The 16,631-nt window shown below is 35.1% G+C and carries 15 protein-coding genes; 11 read left to right on the top strand and 4 right to left on the bottom strand.

Annotated features, from left to right (window positions below):
- The first annotated feature begins 205 nt into the window (after positions 1 to 205).
- On the top strand, positions 206 to 1,141 hold the full coding sequence (locus tag ACM39_RS09385) for a hypothetical protein (RefSeq protein ID WP_131701435.1): 936 nt from the start codon (positions 206 to 208) through the stop codon (positions 1,139 to 1,141).
- Between the two features lie 132 nt (positions 1,142 to 1,273).
- Positions 1,274 to 3,136 (top strand): M1 family metallopeptidase, encoded by a 1,863-nt coding sequence (locus ACM39_RS09380; protein ID WP_048510789.1) that lies wholly within the window; start codon positions 1,274 to 1,276, stop codon positions 3,134 to 3,136.
- A 67-nt stretch (positions 3,137 to 3,203) separates the two neighbouring features.
- Here ACM39_RS09380 and ACM39_RS09375 read toward each other — a convergent pair whose 3' ends face one another.
- From ACM39_RS09375 to clpB, 4 genes are all read right to left on the bottom strand, one after another.
- Positions 3,204 to 3,848: a response regulator transcription factor gene (locus tag ACM39_RS09375; protein WP_048510788.1), complete on the bottom strand. Its 645-nt coding sequence runs from the start codon at positions 3,846 to 3,848 to the stop codon at positions 3,204 to 3,206.
- A complete protein-coding gene (locus ACM39_RS09370) occupies positions 3,845 to 4,630 on the bottom strand; it encodes a sensor histidine kinase (RefSeq protein ID WP_048510787.1) in 786 nt (261 codons plus the stop codon). The genes ACM39_RS09375 and ACM39_RS09370 overlap by 4 nt, the downstream gene beginning before the upstream one ends.
- 666 nt (positions 4,631 to 5,296) lie before the next feature.
- Positions 5,297 to 5,866 carry a hypothetical protein gene (locus ACM39_RS09360; protein ID WP_048510785.1) on the bottom strand — a complete coding sequence of 190 codons (570 nt, stop codon included), beginning with the start codon at positions 5,864 to 5,866 and terminating at the stop codon, positions 5,297 to 5,299.
- Positions 5,867 to 6,236: 370 nt separating this feature from the next.
- Positions 6,237 to 8,831, bottom strand: coding sequence for an ATP-dependent chaperone ClpB (clpB, locus tag ACM39_RS09355; RefSeq protein WP_048510784.1), 2,595 nt, complete (start codon positions 8,829 to 8,831; stop codon positions 6,237 to 6,239).
- A 331-nt stretch (positions 8,832 to 9,162) separates the two neighbouring features.
- Here clpB and ACM39_RS09350 point away from each other — a divergent pair, with 331 nt between their 5' ends.
- The 9 genes from ACM39_RS09350 to ACM39_RS09310 all read left to right on the top strand — a co-directional run bounded on the left by ACM39_RS09350 (position 9,163) and on the right by ACM39_RS09310 (position 16,551).
- Entirely contained in the window at positions 9,163 to 9,753 is a 591-nt protein-coding gene (locus ACM39_RS09350; protein ID WP_228377091.1) for a TetR/AcrR family transcriptional regulator, read from the top strand.
- 193 nt (positions 9,754 to 9,946) lie between these two features.
- Positions 9,947 to 11,266, top strand: coding sequence for a phenylacetate--CoA ligase family protein (locus ACM39_RS09345; protein WP_048510782.1), 1,320 nt, complete (start codon positions 9,947 to 9,949; stop codon positions 11,264 to 11,266).
- On the top strand, positions 11,263 to 12,348 hold the full coding sequence (locus ACM39_RS09340) for a 2Fe-2S iron-sulfur cluster-binding protein (protein ID WP_048510781.1): 1,086 nt from the start codon (positions 11,263 to 11,265) through the stop codon (positions 12,346 to 12,348). Before ACM39_RS09345 ends, ACM39_RS09340 begins: the two co-directional genes overlap by 4 nt.
- Positions 12,349 to 12,462: 114 nt before the next feature.
- Positions 12,463 to 13,401, top strand: a complete 939-nt coding sequence (gene paaA, locus ACM39_RS09335; RefSeq protein WP_048510780.1) for a 1,2-phenylacetyl-CoA epoxidase subunit PaaA — start codon at positions 12,463 to 12,465, stop codon at positions 13,399 to 13,401.
- Between the two features lie 79 nt (positions 13,402 to 13,480).
- Positions 13,481 to 13,762: a 1,2-phenylacetyl-CoA epoxidase subunit PaaB gene (gene paaB / locus ACM39_RS09330; protein WP_002981782.1), complete on the top strand. Its 282-nt coding sequence runs from the start codon at positions 13,481 to 13,483 to the stop codon at positions 13,760 to 13,762.
- A 92-nt stretch (positions 13,763 to 13,854) separates the two neighbouring features.
- Entirely contained in the window at positions 13,855 to 14,604 is a 750-nt protein-coding gene (paaC, locus tag ACM39_RS09325) for a 1,2-phenylacetyl-CoA epoxidase subunit PaaC (RefSeq protein ID WP_048510779.1), read from the top strand.
- A 238-nt stretch (positions 14,605 to 14,842) separates the two neighbouring features.
- Positions 14,843 to 15,307, top strand: a complete 465-nt coding sequence (gene paaD, locus ACM39_RS09320; RefSeq protein ID WP_048510778.1) for a 1,2-phenylacetyl-CoA epoxidase subunit PaaD — start codon at positions 14,843 to 14,845, stop codon at positions 15,305 to 15,307.
- Between the two features lie 123 nt (positions 15,308 to 15,430).
- The gene (locus ACM39_RS09315) at positions 15,431 to 16,231 is read left to right on the top strand and encodes an enoyl-CoA hydratase/isomerase family protein (RefSeq protein WP_048510777.1); all 801 of its coding nucleotides are present in this window, start codon (positions 15,431 to 15,433) and stop codon (positions 16,229 to 16,231) included.
- 35 nt (positions 16,232 to 16,266) lie between these two features.
- Positions 16,267 to 16,551 (top strand): four helix bundle protein, encoded by a 285-nt coding sequence (locus ACM39_RS09310; protein WP_316932889.1) that lies wholly within the window; start codon positions 16,267 to 16,269, stop codon positions 16,549 to 16,551.
- Positions 16,552 to 16,631: the final 80 nt, after the last annotated feature.

Below are 16,631 nucleotides of genomic sequence, written 5' to 3'. Positions count from 1 at the left end.
TATTTTTCATACAATATTTTAAATTCTTTAATTCGAAAAATAATATCCTAGTGCTTTTTTGTAATTTAATTTACTGATATTCATTTGTTTAAAATATTAGTCTTTTGGAATTCATAAATCCAAAAGACTATTGCTTTTCTTTTGAGGCTCTTCAAAATACTTTTGTAAAGTGAAAATTAAACACAAATATCTTAAACATTAAATTATGAAAAAAATACTATTAATGGTGTTTTACTCCGGAGTAATTTCTGCTCAGACTACCGGAAATGTAGGGATTAATATGACAGATCCAAAAAGAACTCTGGATGTAAACGGGGATTTCAGGACAATAAAAAAGGCTGGAAGCACTATCAATGTCATTGATACGAATTCTGATGCTGCAATTTGGGGTGCAAATCTGGTGGGAAACCTGCTGATGGTTTCAGACGGAACCGAAGACAGCCCCTTTTCAGGAGAGTATACCAGTTTTATAGCACAGGGAAAGTCCCACTTCGAGCAGGGAATTTATAATAATACAACTAATTATGGTGTGGATGTATTTCACTTAGTAGATGATTTTAATTCGCAGATTAATTTAAATGCATTAAGTCAACATGGACAAGGCGTTATTACTGCTTCAGGAACAGGAATCACTTTGCAGACAATCAGATTAAATGAGACAGAAGCAGGAAATTCTTACTTATTTGTAAATCATTCTTTGGGAATGGATGGAAATGAAGCAGATTATGCAGGTATCAGATTTTCCTTCAGTAAAACCGGTTCAGATCATGAAACCTACTATTTCCCAACCAACTCTGTAAGGCAAAACGGGATGGTAATGGTTTCCAGAAATATTGCAGCCGGCCCCAATAATGAAGCAAAACTGGACTGGAGAGATATGACCACTTATAATTATAAAAATGTAAACGCTGCCTATACTCTGCTTACTGAGGATCAGACGGTAGTATACACTGCTTCGGGAATTGTGATTACACTTCCTGCATCCGTTGCCGGGAAAATCTATACAATAGCTAATGATATTGCAGGCGGCTCAGTTAATTTTTCAGGAACGGCTTTGACAGAAAACGGGATTGCCATAACCTCAAAAAGTGGCTCTTTCAAAATTCTGGGTACAGGAACTAAATGGATTGTCATACCATAGTTACGGATTTTAAATTCAGTAATTATGAAAATACTTATTGTAAAACATAATTAAATAAAACGGCAATAATTTTTATTGCCGTTTTTTGTTACTTTTTTACTAGCTTCGTTATTTATCTTAAAAAAGATTTTAATGAAAAGATTTATTGTTGGTTTATTCTTAATCGCTTCTTGGCAATTTTCCGCGCAGGAACTGTATATGCCGAGAAATATTAAGAAGGCATATGAGAATGGAACTCGAGATATTTCAGGTGCACCGGGGAAAAATTATTGGCAGAATAAAGGAATCTACAACGTTGAGGTAAAAGTAGATGCCAGTACTAAAATTGTTTCAGGAAAAGAAACGATTGTTTACAGTAATAATAGCCCGAATGATTTGGATGAATTGGCGATTCGATTTGTGAATAACCTTCATAAGCCTCAATCTCCAAGATCAGGCTTTGTATCAAAAGATTTTTTGTCATCAGGTTTACATATTAAATCATTGACCGTAAATGGTGAAAAATATATTGTCAATAGTGACGATTGGGGGACTGTGGAAAAGGTACAATTAAATTCTGTTTTAAAATCGAAAACAAAAGCTGAGGTCAAGATAGAATGGGAATATCCTTTATCGGTGCAAAGTGGAAGAGAAGGGCAAATCGATCCCGAAACTTTTTATGTGGCTTATTCGTTTCCGAGAATTTCTGTGTATGATGATTATAATGGCTGGGATATGCTCCCGCATTCTGACAGGCAGGAATTTTATAATGATTTTAATGATTATTCTTTCGCTATTACGGCTTCGAAAAACTTTGTAGTTTGGGCAACGGGAGATTTTCTGAACCCGGAGGCTGTACTTCAGCCGGAATTTTTAAACAGGTATAAATCGTCTTTAAAAAGTGATAAAATCATCCATATAGCCTCGGAAACTGATATGAAATCAGGTAAAGTAACTAAGCAAAATAAATGGAATGTCTGGAAATTTAAAGCGAATCATATCACAGATTTTTGTTTTGCATTAAGCAATCATTATGTTTGGGATGCATCAAGTGTTCAGCTGAAAACGAAAAGGGCAAGTGTTCAGGCAGGATACAAAGCAGGAGCAAAAGATTTTGAACATTATGTTGAGTGGATGCGTTATAATCTTGACTGGTTTTCAAAAAACTGGCCGGGTGTAGAATATCCGTATAACGTGATGACGGCCATTCAGGGATATGCAGATATGGAATATCCCATGATGATTAATGACACGAGTATTCCCGATGATTTTCAGGATGCAAGACTGACTGCTGATCATGAGATTGCCCATACTTATTTCCCTTTTTATATGGGGATCAATGAAACGCGATATGCATTTATGGATGAAGGCTGGGCTACAACGTTGGAATATCTTATTGGAATTGAAGAAAACGGAGAATCCGCTGCAAAAGAATTTTACCAGGATTTCAGAGTGAAAAAATGGATCAATGATCCTTCTGCAGAACAGGATCAACCCATTATTTCAATGAGTACACAGGTGAGCGGGGCCGGCTATGGAAACAATTCTTATGTGAAAGCATCTTTGTCTTATCTGGCTTTGAAAGATTATTTAGGCGACGATTTATTTAAGAAAGCATTGCATCATTATATGAATAACTGGAACGGCAAACATCCAATCCCGTGGGATTATTTTAATTCTATGAACACGGGTTCCGGGAAAAATTTGAACTGGTTTTTCAACAATTGGTTTTACACAAACAATTATATTGATCTAAAAGTGGAAAATGTTTCACAGCTAAATGATCTTCTTACGATAAATGTAGATAATGTTGGAGGTTTTGTTATTCCGTTTGATACTATTTTAAAATATGAAGACGGAACTGTGGAAAGGCTTCATTTTTCACCATCAGTTTGGGAGAAAGATCAGAAACAGACAGATTTAACGATTCCTATTAAAAAGAAAATGAAATCTGTACAATTAGACGGAGGCCTTTTCATGGATTATACACCGGAAGATAATTCCAAAAATTTATGAGATTCAACTAAAAATAAAAATCCTTTTCAGAGCGAAAAGGATTTTTTTATGACTGAAAAATATATTTTTATGATTCCGCAAAACCGTTTTTAATGGCAAAAACAGCAAGCCCGACACGTGTTTTTAAATCTAGTTTTTCGCAAAGCTGATCTCGGTAGCTTTCGACAGTTCTTGGGCTGCAGCACATTTTATCGGCAATTTCCTTGTAACTAAGTTCTGTCACCGTATATTTTAAAAACTCTTTTTCGCGAATAGAAATTTTCACTGTATTTTCAGAACTGTTTTCATTATTGAGGTTTGAAAAAATGATTCTTGATGCCCATTCAGGATAGAAAAATCCTTCTGAATTGAGTTTAATAAGAGCATTTTCTAAATCTTTCGGATGAGTGTTTTTGAGCATATAGCCTTTTGCCCCGTTTTTTATCATTTTAATGACGCTTTTGTCGTCTCCCTGCATGCTTAATGCCATTACTTTGACGTCCGGATGATTTTCCTTGAGCCAAAGAACAGTTTCAAAACCATCCATAATCGGCATACTGATATCAAGCAAAATAATGTCGGGAATTTTGTTGTTATTTTCTAATTTATGAATCAAATCTTTACCGTTTTCAGCAACGTAGATAACTTCAAAATCTTTAAAATTATCAATAATTCCTTCTAAAGCTTTTGCAATAAGTACATGATCATCAACAATTACTATACTCTTTTTCATGGCTGTCTTTTTAAAATAATATTGAGTGTAGTTCCTATATTTTCCTGACTTTCAAGGCTGAAACTGGCTCCGATGATTTCGGCTCTGTTTTTCATATTGGTGAGTCCTATTCCGTTTGATTTTGTATTCGATTTATCAAATCCTACACCGTCATCCTTGATATTAAGTTCCCAAAGTGATTCTTCAGAAGTATTCAGATTAATGAAAATATTTTTGCATTTGGCATGTTTTATACTGTTCTGAATAAATTCCTGGGTGATTCTGAGGAGTACATTTTTGTGTACAAATCCTAAATCTAATTGTTTAAAATTATGCTCAAAACTTACTTTACACTTTTTAAAGCTGTTGGTATTGTCAACTTCTTCCTGTATTAAAGTTACGATTTCCTTTTGATTAATATTATCATCCGTCAAAGTTTTTGAAAGGCTTCTTAAATCCTGAAGTGATTGATTGATGATTTGAGAAACCTGTTCTATTCTTTCACTTACCTCAGGAACTTTATTCTCGTACAAAAGCTGCTGTGTATAAAGGCTTACTAGAGTTAGTTTTTGCCCGATATTATCATGCAGTTCTCTACCGATTTGCTGCATTGTCGCCTGTTGGATTTCCAGTTGAGTAGCAAGAATTTCCCGTTTATGAATTTCGTTTTTTACTTCAATTTCATTTAAATATTCCTTTTTGCGCTGCTTGTACTTTCGGATGTAAACCATCACGGCAGCCACAAACAACACAAAAAATATGTTGAACAGGATAATCGTTATTAAGAGCTCTGTTTTCCCCATATAAATGAAATTGAAAATAATAAATACATGATGATTCCGGAAATCAGGAAATAATTAAAGTAAATATTCCAAAGTTCTTTATATTCATTTAGTAAACTAAAAAATGTCCAGAATGGTAAAGTGCCAATATAAAAAAGAGTAACCCCTAGGTTTATATAAAACATTTTATTCTTACTAAAATTTAAAATTTCTGAAGAATTAACCTGTCTATAATATTCCATTATTACTAAAACCATCAGCATCAAACATCCGAATGTATAGTTAAATGAAAAGATTATTTTTCTTGTTCCAAAAAAGTAATCGCTTGGAATAAATGTAAGTAAATACAGTAACGATATAACATAAAATAGTTTTGGTTTTTTTAAGGACTTTGCAGCATAGAGCCAGTAAAAAAATAAAAATTCAATAGGTATTACAAAATAATTGAAAAATGCGGGTTTACTATATTCTATAAATTTTTCTCCCCATTTTCCAATTACTTCGCATACAAACATTAAGATGAGATAAAAAGAGAAGTATTTCCAATACCGATCTTTTGCACGGTTAAAATATAATATAGAAATAAAAGCCGCTAGTCCTTCGACCCAGATCAGAGATTCTTGTAGTACTTTCTGAAATTCACTCATTGTGTTTGTTCGTATGTAAATATAATTCTTTTATTAATTTTTAAAATAGCTCAGCTTTGGGATCGGCTGGTGGAGAAAGCGTTCCGTGATTATCTGCAATAGTCTGCTGTTGAGCTACTTTTGCTGCCATTGCAATTATTTTTCCTTTTCCTTTTCCTTTTCCTGCAACTGCTTCTGTATATGAATTTTGATCTAACGGGTTAAAATCAAAATTAAAATAATTTCCTTGCTCATCCTGTCTGTTCAAAGTCGGAATCATTACTAAAGTATGCTTTCCGGCGTATGTATCAGGAATAGAATATCCTTCCATTCTTGTCCAATCTTCTATTTTAGGATAGGCCGCGTAGTAGAATCTTATTCCTAATTCTTTCACACCAATACTTGAATCCACTTTTTGAGTTTCAGTTTCAATGTCATTGATGAGTTTTTTTAATTTTTCTAGACTAAACCAAATAGAATGTGCATCTGTAGTCTGCATTTCTTTATTGATTGCCTGTAGCTGATTGCTGCGATAATTGTCAATTAAATTTTGAACAAAATCAATGGGCAAAACACTAGGTTCGGACATTATTGCAATATTGTCACCATTTAAGATAGGTTCTGTTTTCATAATGTTAGCTTTTTTATAGTAGAATGTTAGTTAGTACTGCAAATTTCGGTAAAAAATATGTTCTTACGACACGGTTTTTTCCTGAATATTTATGGGGTTTTTACGGATTGTAAATTTTAATTAAAATTATTAGGAAATTGAATGATTAATAAAATAATTTTGTGTTTTACTTAGATATGATGTCTTTCTTATCATATTCACCTAAATTATTGTTATTATTTTGGCTTTGTCAAGGATGTAGCCTGTTGCAAATTTATTTCCAATAATGAGCCTGATTAAGTTTTAAATTCCGTATCCAATAAAAAAATAAGTGCCGCAGACAAAAATCTACAGCACTTATTACAAAAATAATATATATGAAAAAAACTACTTATTTTTCAGCAGGTCTGAACACCAAACCTGTTTCCTCGAAATAATCCAAGGTAATTCTGTCGCCGTCATTCACAGTTCCTGCAAGAATCTCTCTTGATAATTTATTTAAAACTTCCTGTTGAATGACTCTTTTCAATGGTCTGGCTCCGAAAACAGGGTCATATCCTTTATTCATCAGGTAGTCTACAGCATCTTGGGTTGCGGTCATAATGATGTTGCGTTTTGCCAGCATATCATTAAATCCTCTCAATTGATAGGTTACGATTTTTCCGATTTCTTTTTTTCTCAAAGGCTGGAATAATACCACCTCATCAATTCTATTTAAAAATTCCGGACGCAAGGTCTGTTTCAATAAATCGAAAACCTCATCTTTTGTTTTGTCCACAATCTCATCCTGATTTTCCTCTGTAATATTTTCAAAATTCTCCTGAATTAAGTGTGAACCTAAATTCGAAGTCATAATGATAATCGAGTTTTTGAAATTCACGACCCTGCCTTTGTTATCCGTCAAACGTCCATCATCAAGAACCTGTAACAACGTGTTGAAAACATCCGGGTGCGCTTTTTCAATTTCATCTAAAAGGACAACTGAATAAGGTCTTCTTCTCACCGCTTCCGTCAACTGGCCGCCTTCATCATATCCAACATATCCCGGAGGTGCACCAACAAGCCTGGACACGCTGTGTCTTTCCTGATATTCACTCATATCAATTCTTGTCATATTGTTCTCATCATCGAATAAAAACTCTGCCAACGCTTTTGCAAGCTCAGTTTTACCCACACCGGTTGTACCTAAGAATAAGAAAGAACCAATTGGTTTTTTCTCGTCGCTCAATCCCGCTCTGTTTCTTCTGATGGCATCGGCAACTGCCTGAATCGCTTCGTCTTGCCCGACAACTCTGTGATGAAGCTCGGTTTCAAGGTGTAACAGTTTTTCCCTTTCAGATTGAAGAAGCTTGGTTACAGGAATTCCTGTCCATTTTGCAATCACTTCGGAGATGTTTTCGGAAGTTACTTCTTCTTTAATCAATTCATTCTGATGATTTTGCATCTCCAGCTCAAGCTTTTGCAAGGCATCTTCCTTCTCTTTTATTTTTCCGTACTGGATTTCCGCAACTTTTGCATAATCTCCTGCTCTCGAAGCTCTTTCAGCTTCCAGTTTCAGAGATTCAATATCTTTTTTGATGTTCGTTAAATCCTCAGATTTTTGTTTTTCTTTGAGCCATTTCGCATTGATTTCATTTCTTTGTTCAGAAATTTTCGCAATATCTTCTTTCAAATGGTCGATTTTCGTCTGATTGCCTTCTCTTGAAATAGCCGCCAATTCAATTTCCATCTGCATCAGTTTTCTGTCGAGAACATCCAGTTCTTCCGGTTTTGAATTGATTTCCATTCTCAGCTTAGCCGAAGCTTCGTCAATCAAATCAATCGCTTTGTCCGGTAAAAATCGGTCTGAAATATAGCGTTGAGACATCTCCACCGCAGCAATAATTGCTTCGTCTTTGATTCTTACTTTGTGGTGTGCTTCATATTTATCCTTGATTCCACGAAGGATTGATATTGCAGATTCCGTATCCGGTTCTTCCACCATCACTTTCTGGAAACGTCTTTCTAATGCTTTATCTTTTTCAAAATATTTTTGATATTCATTCAAAGTAGTCGCACCGATTGCTCTTAATTCGCCTCTTGCCAAGGCCGGTTTCAGAATGTTGGCGGCATCCATCGCGCCTTCACCACCTCCGGCTCCGACTAATGTGTGGATTTCGTCGATGAAAAGAATGATTTGTCCGTCAGATTTGATGACTTCATTCACAACAGATTTCAAACGCTCTTCAAATTCACCTTTGTATTTTGCGCCGGCAATCAAAGCACCCATATCCAAAGAGTACAAAGTTTTATCCTGCAAATTTTCAGGAATATCACCGCTGATAATTCTGTGGGCAATTCCTTCAGCAATGGCCGTTTTACCAACGCCGGGTTCTCCAATCAGAATCGGATTGTTTTTACTTCTTCTTGAAAGAATCTGTAAAACCCTTCTGATTTCTTCATCACGACCGATGACAGGGTCCAATTTTCCCTCGGCTGCTAATTCGTTGAAGTTTTTCGCATATTTATTTAAGGATTGATAAGTCTCTTCTGAGCTTGCAGAAGTAGCTTTCGAACCTTTTCTTAATTCTTTGATTCCGCCTTCCAAAAGGTTTTTCGTAACGCCCATATCTTTCAGCATTTTTGAAACTTCCGAATTGGTTTCTAAAAGCGAAAGCCATAAATGCTCGATGGTCACGAATTCATCGCCCATTTTTTTAGCGATGTTGGGCGCATCCAATAAAACTTTGTTGGCAGATTGTGAAAGATAAATGTTTCCGCCTTGTACTTTCGGAAGTTTTTCAAGATTTTCACGGTTACGCTCTCTTACAAGATTGGCATCCGCTTCAGATTTTTTGAGCAAGAAAGGTGAAATATTTTCATCTACCTGAAAGATTCCTTCAAGTAAATGCTGAGGTTCTATTTGCTGGTTACCAAATTCCATGGCCACTTGCTGTGCTGCCTGTATGGCTTCCTGTGATTTTACGGTATATTGATTTAAGTTCATATTTTATATTTTTTTAATGATTAAGTTTAGTTTAATTTTTTTTAAAAACATCAAGAAACTAAATTTTCAGGCTTAGCTTCTTAATGCTATCAATTATTTATCATTTAATTCGATTACCTTATCACAAAAATCGTTCTGTTATTAAATTTACAAAAAATATAGACAAAATTTCCGAATATTGTATTTTTAACGTAAAATTAACTTGACAAAATTTCCGATAATTAAAAATTTTATTTAGATGATGGAAAAGTCGTCAGTTTTAATAAAGTTTAAAAAACTTTTATGTCTTTTGTGGTTGAAAGAAGTATAGATTAAATCAAAATAATTACTTTTGCTTCCATTGATGGAACTTAAAGATAAACAAAGGAAAATACTAGACGTTGCCGTAGAACTTTTCAAAGAGAAAGGGTATATGGGCAGCTCTGTGAGAGATTTGGCAACTAAGCTCAATATTAAAGCGGCTTCTTTGTATGCGCACATTCGTTCGAAAGAAGAAATTTTAGAATGGATTTGCTTCGGAATTGCCCATGAATTCTTTGCTGAGCTCCAAGAGGTAAAAAATACAGACATCAATCCGAAAGATAAATTAAACTTATTCATTGATAAACATTTATCCGTAGTTCTTAAAAACCGTGATGTTACTCATATTTATTCGAACGAATGGCGGCATTTAGAAGAACGGTTATCCGAATTTGTGGAATTAAGAAAAAATTATCAACAGGAAGTGGAAGAATTAATTTCAGAAATCTACAAAGCTGAAAATTGGGAATTGAGATCATCTGCTTTTACCACAAGATTTATTCTTCATACGTTAAATAACTCTTATTTCTGGTTCAAAAGAAACATTGAGTCTACTACAGAAATTACTGATGAAATAAGAGATAAGATTCTTTTTGGATTACTAGGAAATCAGCAGAAATAATTCCTGAAAAATTTTCATAAAGTTTAGCTTTGTCATTCCGCCAGAGGAGAAATCTATTATACCTAATTTTAGAGAGATGTTTCACTTCAACATTATTTAGAATCGTTCAAAATATGACGAAAGTCATAAAAATTTTGCTACGTTGCAAAATCTTTTTAAATTTACACCTAACAAATGTTAGTTAGTTAAGTGTATGGATTTTTCAGTTGAATATTTAAAGCTCGACCAATTGAGACAGCTTCAATCTGAGCGATTGGCTAAATTGGTGGGATATCTTGGGGAGAAGTCGGATTTTTATAAAGGGAAATTTGATGAATTACAAATATCGCCTCAGGAAATAAGGACAATTGAAGACATTACGAAACTGCCGATTACTTATAAACAGGATTTAAGAAATAATTATCCGTTCGGGTTATTTACCGTTCCGAAAAATGAATTGCAAAGAATTCACTGTTCAAGCGGAACTACGGGAAAACCAACGGTAGTAGGATATACAAAAGAAGACGTTGATTTATTCAGCGAAGTGGTAGCAAGATCTTTGAATGCAGCAGGAGCAAAACCGGGGATGCAATTGCACAATGCTTACGGTTATGGAATTTTCACTGGCGGGCTTGGACTTCATTATGGAGCGGAAAAATTAGGAATGAGTGTTCTTCCGATTTCGGGAGGAATGACGTCGAGACAGGTAGATTTAATCATGGATTTTAAACCGGAAGTTATCTGTTGTTCGCCTTCTTATGCTTTAACGATAGCAGATGAATTTGCGAACCGTGGAATTTCCGCAGATGAAATCAGCTTAAAATATGCTGTTTTAGGTTCCGAACCTTGGACGGAAATTATCAGACATCATATTGAAGAAAGATTAGGCGTTCATGCAACTAATATTTACGGATTAAGTGAAATTATCGGGCCCGGAGTTTCAATGGAAGATTTTGAGGAAAAAGGAGGTTCTTACATTTGGGAAGACCATTTTTATCCCGAAATTTTAGACCCAGTTACAAAGCAGCCGGTTCCTTTCGGAGAAGAAGGAGTTTTGGTGATTACTACTTTAACTAAAAAAGCGATGCCGCTTTTGCGCTATTGGACAAACGACATTACAAGTCTTTATTATGACGAAAATGCCAAAAGAACAATGGTGAAAATGCGTCCGATTCTTGGAAGAGCCGATGATATGCTGATCGTAAGAGGTGTAAACGTGTATCCAAGCCAGATTGAAGAGGCATTTTCTCATGTAGAAGGGGTGGTTCCGAATTATTATTTAACACCCATTGAAAAAGAACAGATGTGTGTTGCATTAGATATTGATTTGGAAATTGATGATGAGTTTGTGAAAGCCAGACAAATTGAAATTAATACCGGTGATTATGCTATTTTTGTCGGAAATTTTGGGAAAAGTATAGAAAACGAAATAAAAAAACGAGTAGGAATCACCACGAAAGTAAAAATCCATGCTCAGGACAGTTTACCGAAATGCGAAGGTGGAAAAATTAATAGAATACTAAAAACAAAATGAATTCATTTTATAAATTAAAAACTGTAAAGGTTCAGAAAGATACTAACGATGCAGTAAATGTAGCCGTTGAAATTCCTGAGGAACTGAAAGATAAATTCAGATTCAAGCAGGGACAGTATCTTAATTTCCGAATGATGATTAACGGAAATGAAGAAAGGCGTTCTTATTCTATCTGCAATGCACCAAGTGAAAAAAGCAACACGCTGGAAGTATTAGTGAAATTGTTAGAAAACGGAAAGGTTTCCGGTTATTTCAACGAACATCTTCACATGGATGAAATCCTTGAGGTGATGCCTCCAATGGGTGGTTTTAATACTTCTTACCATCCGACAAACGTAAAAACGTATATTGGTTTGGCAGCAGGAAGCGGAATCTCTCCGGTGTTGTCAAATATTAAAGAGAGCCTTTACCAGGAACCAAATTCGAATGCTTATCTGTTCTACAGCAACAGAAGCATGAACCATGTGATGAAAAAGGCTGAAATCGATAAATTGGTGGAAACTTTTAACGGAAGATTAAAGGTCGTTTATCTTGTAAGCCGTGAGCAGCATGAAGACCCTATTTTTGAAGGAAGAATTTCTCCGGAAAAATTAGACCAGTTATTTGAAAGATATACAGATATCAATGTAAAGGAAGCTACGTATTTCATCTGTGGACCTTCAGAAATGATTAAAGGGATTGCAGATTATTTGAAGAAAGATAAAAAAGTACCTGCCATTCAGGTTTTATTTGAATATTTCACCGCTCCGGATGAAGAAAATACGGAGGAAATGAGTGAAGAATTCAAGGCAATTGCCAATATAGAAAGTATGGTAACTGTAATTATTGATGATGATGAATATTCATTCCATCTTAATTCTAAAAAAGAGAGTATCTTAGATAAAGCATTGAAAGACAATCTTCCTGTACCTTTTGCATGCAAAGGAGGAGTTTGTTGCACGTGTAAAGCCGAAGTGTTGGAAGGAGAAGTTTTCATGGAAAAAAACTACGCGCTTACCGAAGAAGAAGTAGCCAGAGGTTACGTTCTGACATGTCAATGTCACCCGACAACGAATGTGGTGATGCTTAATTATGATGTTTAAAATTAATGTAACAATCTACCAATTTACCAGTGTAACAATCACTGTTATGCTGAGCTTGTCGAAGCATCTCTTATTAGTACATTGCTAAATTGATACATTGCTAAATTGAAAGTTATGGACTTAGAAAAATTTGTACAATACGTTCACGAAGAAAATAAAGTAGAACCAAAAGATGTAATGCCAGATGATTACAGAAAACTATTGGTTCGTCAGATTTCACAGCATGCACATTCTGAGATTGTAGGAATGTTGCCGGAAGCCAACTGGATTTCCAGAGCTCCTTCATTAAGAAGAAAAATGGCTCTTTTGGCGAAAGTTCAGGATGAAGCAGGTCACGGTTTATACTTGTATTCAGCGACGGAAACGTTAGGAGACGGAAGTATCAGAGCGGACAGAGATGCTACTTACGACGATATGCTTTCAGGAAAAGCGAAGTATTCAAGTATTTTCAATTATCCTACATTAAGTTGGGCCGATATTGGCGCAATCGGGTGGTTGGTTGATGGCGCAGCGATTATGAATCAGGTAATGTTGATGGGAAATTCTTACGGTCCTTATTCAAGAGCGATGGTGAAAATCTGTAAAGAAGAATCTTTTCACCAAAGACAAGGCTACGAGATTTTAATGGCGCTTTGCCGTGGTACAAAACAACAGAAAGAAATGGCCCAGGCTTCGTTAAACCGTTTCTGGTGGCCGGCTTTAATGATGTTTGGCCCAAATGATGACAGTTCGCCAAACTCTAAAATCTCTATGAATTACAGAGTAAAAAGAGAAAGTAACGACAGTCTTCGTCAGAGATTTATTGATGTTACGGTTTCTCAGGCTGAATTCTTAGGATTAACCATTCCGGATAAAGATTTAAAATGGAACGAGGAACGGCAACATTACGATTTCGGAGAACTTCCTTGGGATGAATTCATGGAAATCTTAAAAGGAAACGGACCTTGCAATAAAAAACGTATCGAAACAAAACGAAAAGCTCAAAGAGAAAATTCTTGGGTAAAAGAAGCAGCGGTTGCTTTCGCAGAGAAACAACAAAAAGAAGTTATATAATTTAATGAGATAATTTGAAAATTCCTTTACCACGTGTAAATTTTCAAATTACCTAATTCTCAAATTTTCAAATTAAAATATGGCAAATTTAGATATGTGGGAAGTGTTTATTCAGACTAAACCGGGATTATCTCACAAACACGTTGGAATAGTACAGGCGCCAACAGCAGAAATGGCTTTGCAGAACGCAAGAGACGTTTATACAAGAAGAAAAGAAGGAACTTCTGTTTGGGTCGTTCCAAGTAAATATATTGTGACTTCGGAAGGCGTGGATAAAGAAGCGTTCTTTGATCCTGCGGATGACAAATTGTACCGTCACCCGACGTTCTACGAGATTCCTAATGATGTAAAAAATATGTAATAAGACTTGGAGATAATGGACGAATAGATAAAAGACTTTAAAATCTATTTTCTATCAGTCTATCATCTATTTGTCTTCAAATTGATTAAACAATGAACCCATTATATAATTATTTATTAAAACTAGCAGACGACAGCTTCATTATGGGACAGCGTTTGTCTGCATGGTGTGGTGAAGGCCCTTATTTGGAGGAAGATATTGCATTGACGAACATTGCTTTGGATGAACTTGGCCAGGCGAACAACTTTTATGTTTATGCTTCAAGAGTAGTTGATGACGGTAGAAATGAAGATGATTTGGCATTTTTAAGATACGAACACGAATATGTAAACGCACATTGGGTAGAACTTCCGAATGAGGATTATGCGCAGACAATTTTGAAAGTTTATGTTTTTGCTGTATATCAAAAATTGATGTATGAAGCATTGTCAAATTCAGCGGATGCTGAACTTTCTGCAATTGCTCAGAAATCTTTGAAAGAAGTGAGATATCACTATACTCACGCTGCGTCCTGGATGAAAATTTTTGCTCAGGGAACAGAAGAGAGTAAAGACCGTTTGATAAAAGCTCTTGAAAATATCTGGGAATATACAAAAGGTTTATTCGCAAAAGTGGAAGGAGAAGATGATTTAATTGCTTTAAATATTGCTCCGAATGTTGATGAACTGTACAAAGAATATCTTTCCATCACACAAAAAGATTTTGCGGAATATGGTTTAGAATATCCTGCGAATCCTTTCATGCAGCCAAAATCCAGAACGGGATATCATACAGAATATTTTGGGTATATTCTCTGTGAATTGCAATATATGCAGAGAGCGTATCCGGGGTGTACGTGGTAGAGATACAAACCTAACAGGTTTTTAAAACCTGTTAGGTTTAAGAATAAGAATAACGTTTGTAATTTACAGCGAGAACAGATATGTAAAATTGGGGATATAAAATATAGCGGTTTATAATAATGTAATAATAAAACTGCCATTGAATTTTATTCTTTGTTTGACTTTGCGAACTCAAAAACAACAGTTAGTAGTCAAAAAAACTTAGCGCACTTAGCGTTAAAAATCAGATTAAAAAAGATTGAAAAATCCTTTAGAAATATTAGAGCTAGTTCCCGACCCGGAGATTCCGGTAATTAATATCGTGGAATTAGGCATTGTGAGAGAAGCAAAAGTTACCAGCGAAAATTCTTGTGAAGTAACGATTACGCCGACTTATTCTGCCTGTCCCGCTATGTTTACCATTGAGGAAGATATCATAAAAATCATGAAAGAAAACGGTTGGGATGCAAAAGTAGTAACCAAAATGTTTCCGATTTGGACAACAGACTGGTTAACGGATGAAGCGAGAGAAAAACTTCGTATGTACGGAATTACGCCTCCCGAAAAAGGAGCTGACGAACACCACATCGGGAAACCGAAAAAATGCCCTCGTTGTGGTTCTATGAATTCAAAACAAATCAGTCGATTCGGGTCTACATTATGCAAAGCTTCCTATCAATGTTTAGATTGTCTGGAACCTTTTGACTATTTTAAATGTCACTAAATCAATGTAACAATCTAGTAATGTAGCAATTTACCAATGTTTTTGAATATTGTTAGACTGTTAAACTGATACATTGCTACATTTTATTAAATTAGTACATTATTAAATTTAAAAATTAATACTATGTATACACAACTTGATATTGAAACGCATTTTGACGGGAAACTTAAAATCGCGTACCTTAATCAGCCGGAAACTATGAACGCACTTACAAAACCATCTTTATCAGATTTAAAAGATTTTGTTAAAGAGTGCAGTGAAGACGAAACAGTAAGATGTGTGGCAATTTCCGGAAGAGGAAGAGCCTTTTGTTCCGGTCAAAATCTGGATGATGCTTTTGTACAAGGTAACGAGCATCATGATAACGATATCATTAGAAAGATTGTAGTGGATTATTACAATCCTTTGGTGACAGAAATTACGCGTTGCAAGAAGCCTGTTGTTGCATTGGTAAATGGGCCTGCAGTAGGGGCGGGTGCAATGTTGGCATTGATTTGTGATTTTGTTTTGGCAGTTGATACATCATATTTTGCCCAGGCATTTTCAAATATTGGATTGATTCCTGATACGGGCGGAACATATTTCTTGCCGAAATTATTGGGAAGACAGCTGGCAAATTATTTGGCTTTCACAGGGAAGAGATTATCCGGTGAGGAAGCAAAGTCTTACGGTCTTGTTGCAGAAGTTTTCAATGAAGAAGAATTTTCTTCAAAATCAATGGAAATCCTTGAAAAAATGTCTAATATGCCGACTGCAGCGATTAAATTAACCAAAAAAGCTTTTGCCCAATCATACAATAATACATTGAGAGAACAATTGGAGTTAGAAGGAGATTTACAGCAGGAAGCAGCTCAGACAGAAGATTTCATTGAAGGTGTAAATGCCTTTTTACAAAAAAGAAAACCTAATTATAAAGGAAGGTAATCAATTTGAAAATGAGCTAATTTGAGAATTTGAAAATGAGAAATGACAAAGAAAATATTATTGTAAATAAGACTTTCGATTTTGCGTTAAACATTATTGAGTTTTCAGAAGATTTATATAATGCTAATAGATTTCCTTTAGCAAATCAGATTTTTAAATCAGGCACTTCGATTGGTGCTGATGTGAGAGAAGCTCAAAACGCAGAAAGTAAGGCTGATTTTATTCATAAGTTAAAAATAGCTGCGAAAAAAGCGGATGAAACGGAATATTGGCTTTTATTGTATTTAAAATCCTCACATCTAATATCTCCAAACGATTAATCTCTGATTTAAAATAAATTTTATTAATTCTTTCTAAAATTATTTCAAGTTCTAAGCTTAAATAATTTTCAAATAGCTCA

This window comes from Chryseobacterium sp. FH2, from assembly GCF_001045455.1.
GTDB lineage: Bacteria > Bacteroidota > Bacteroidia > Flavobacteriales > Weeksellaceae > Chryseobacterium.
The sequence above is the reverse complement of the archived record's forward strand: the minus strand, read 5'-3'. Positions and strand labels throughout refer to the sequence as shown.

Coding starts and splice junctions, on each gene's coding strand:
- paaB (WP_002981782.1), top strand. CDS start 13,481: ATGGCAAATTTAGATATGTGGGAAGTGTTTATTCAGACTAAACCGGGA.
- ACM39_RS09315 (WP_048510777.1), top strand. CDS start 15,431: ATGTATACACAACTTGATATTGAAACGCATTTTGACGGGAAACTTAAA.
- ACM39_RS09340 (WP_048510781.1), top strand. CDS start 11,263: ATGAATTCATTTTATAAATTAAAAACTGTAAAGGTTCAGAAAGATACT.
- ACM39_RS09380 (WP_048510789.1), top strand. CDS start 1,274: ATGAAAAGATTTATTGTTGGTTTATTCTTAATCGCTTCTTGGCAATTT.
- ACM39_RS09370 (WP_048510787.1), bottom strand. CDS start 4,630: ATGGGGAAAACAGAGCTCTTAATAACGATTATCCTGTTCAACATATTT.
- ACM39_RS09310 (WP_316932889.1), top strand. CDS start 16,267: ATGAGAAATGACAAAGAAAATATTATTGTAAATAAGACTTTCGATTTT.
- ACM39_RS09345 (WP_048510782.1), top strand. CDS start 9,947: ATGGATTTTTCAGTTGAATATTTAAAGCTCGACCAATTGAGACAGCTT.
- clpB (WP_048510784.1), bottom strand. CDS start 8,831: ATGAACTTAAATCAATATACCGTAAAATCACAGGAAGCCATACAGGCA.
- paaA (WP_048510780.1), top strand. CDS start 12,463: ATGGACTTAGAAAAATTTGTACAATACGTTCACGAAGAAAATAAAGTA.
- paaC (WP_048510779.1), top strand. CDS start 13,855: ATGAACCCATTATATAATTATTTATTAAAACTAGCAGACGACAGCTTC.
- ACM39_RS09375 (WP_048510788.1), bottom strand. CDS start 3,848: ATGAAAAAGAGTATAGTAATTGTTGATGATCATGTACTTATTGCAAAA.
- ACM39_RS09385 (WP_131701435.1), top strand. CDS start 206: ATGAAAAAAATACTATTAATGGTGTTTTACTCCGGAGTAATTTCTGCT.
- ACM39_RS09360 (WP_048510785.1), bottom strand. CDS start 5,866: ATGAAAACAGAACCTATCTTAAATGGTGACAATATTGCAATAATGTCC.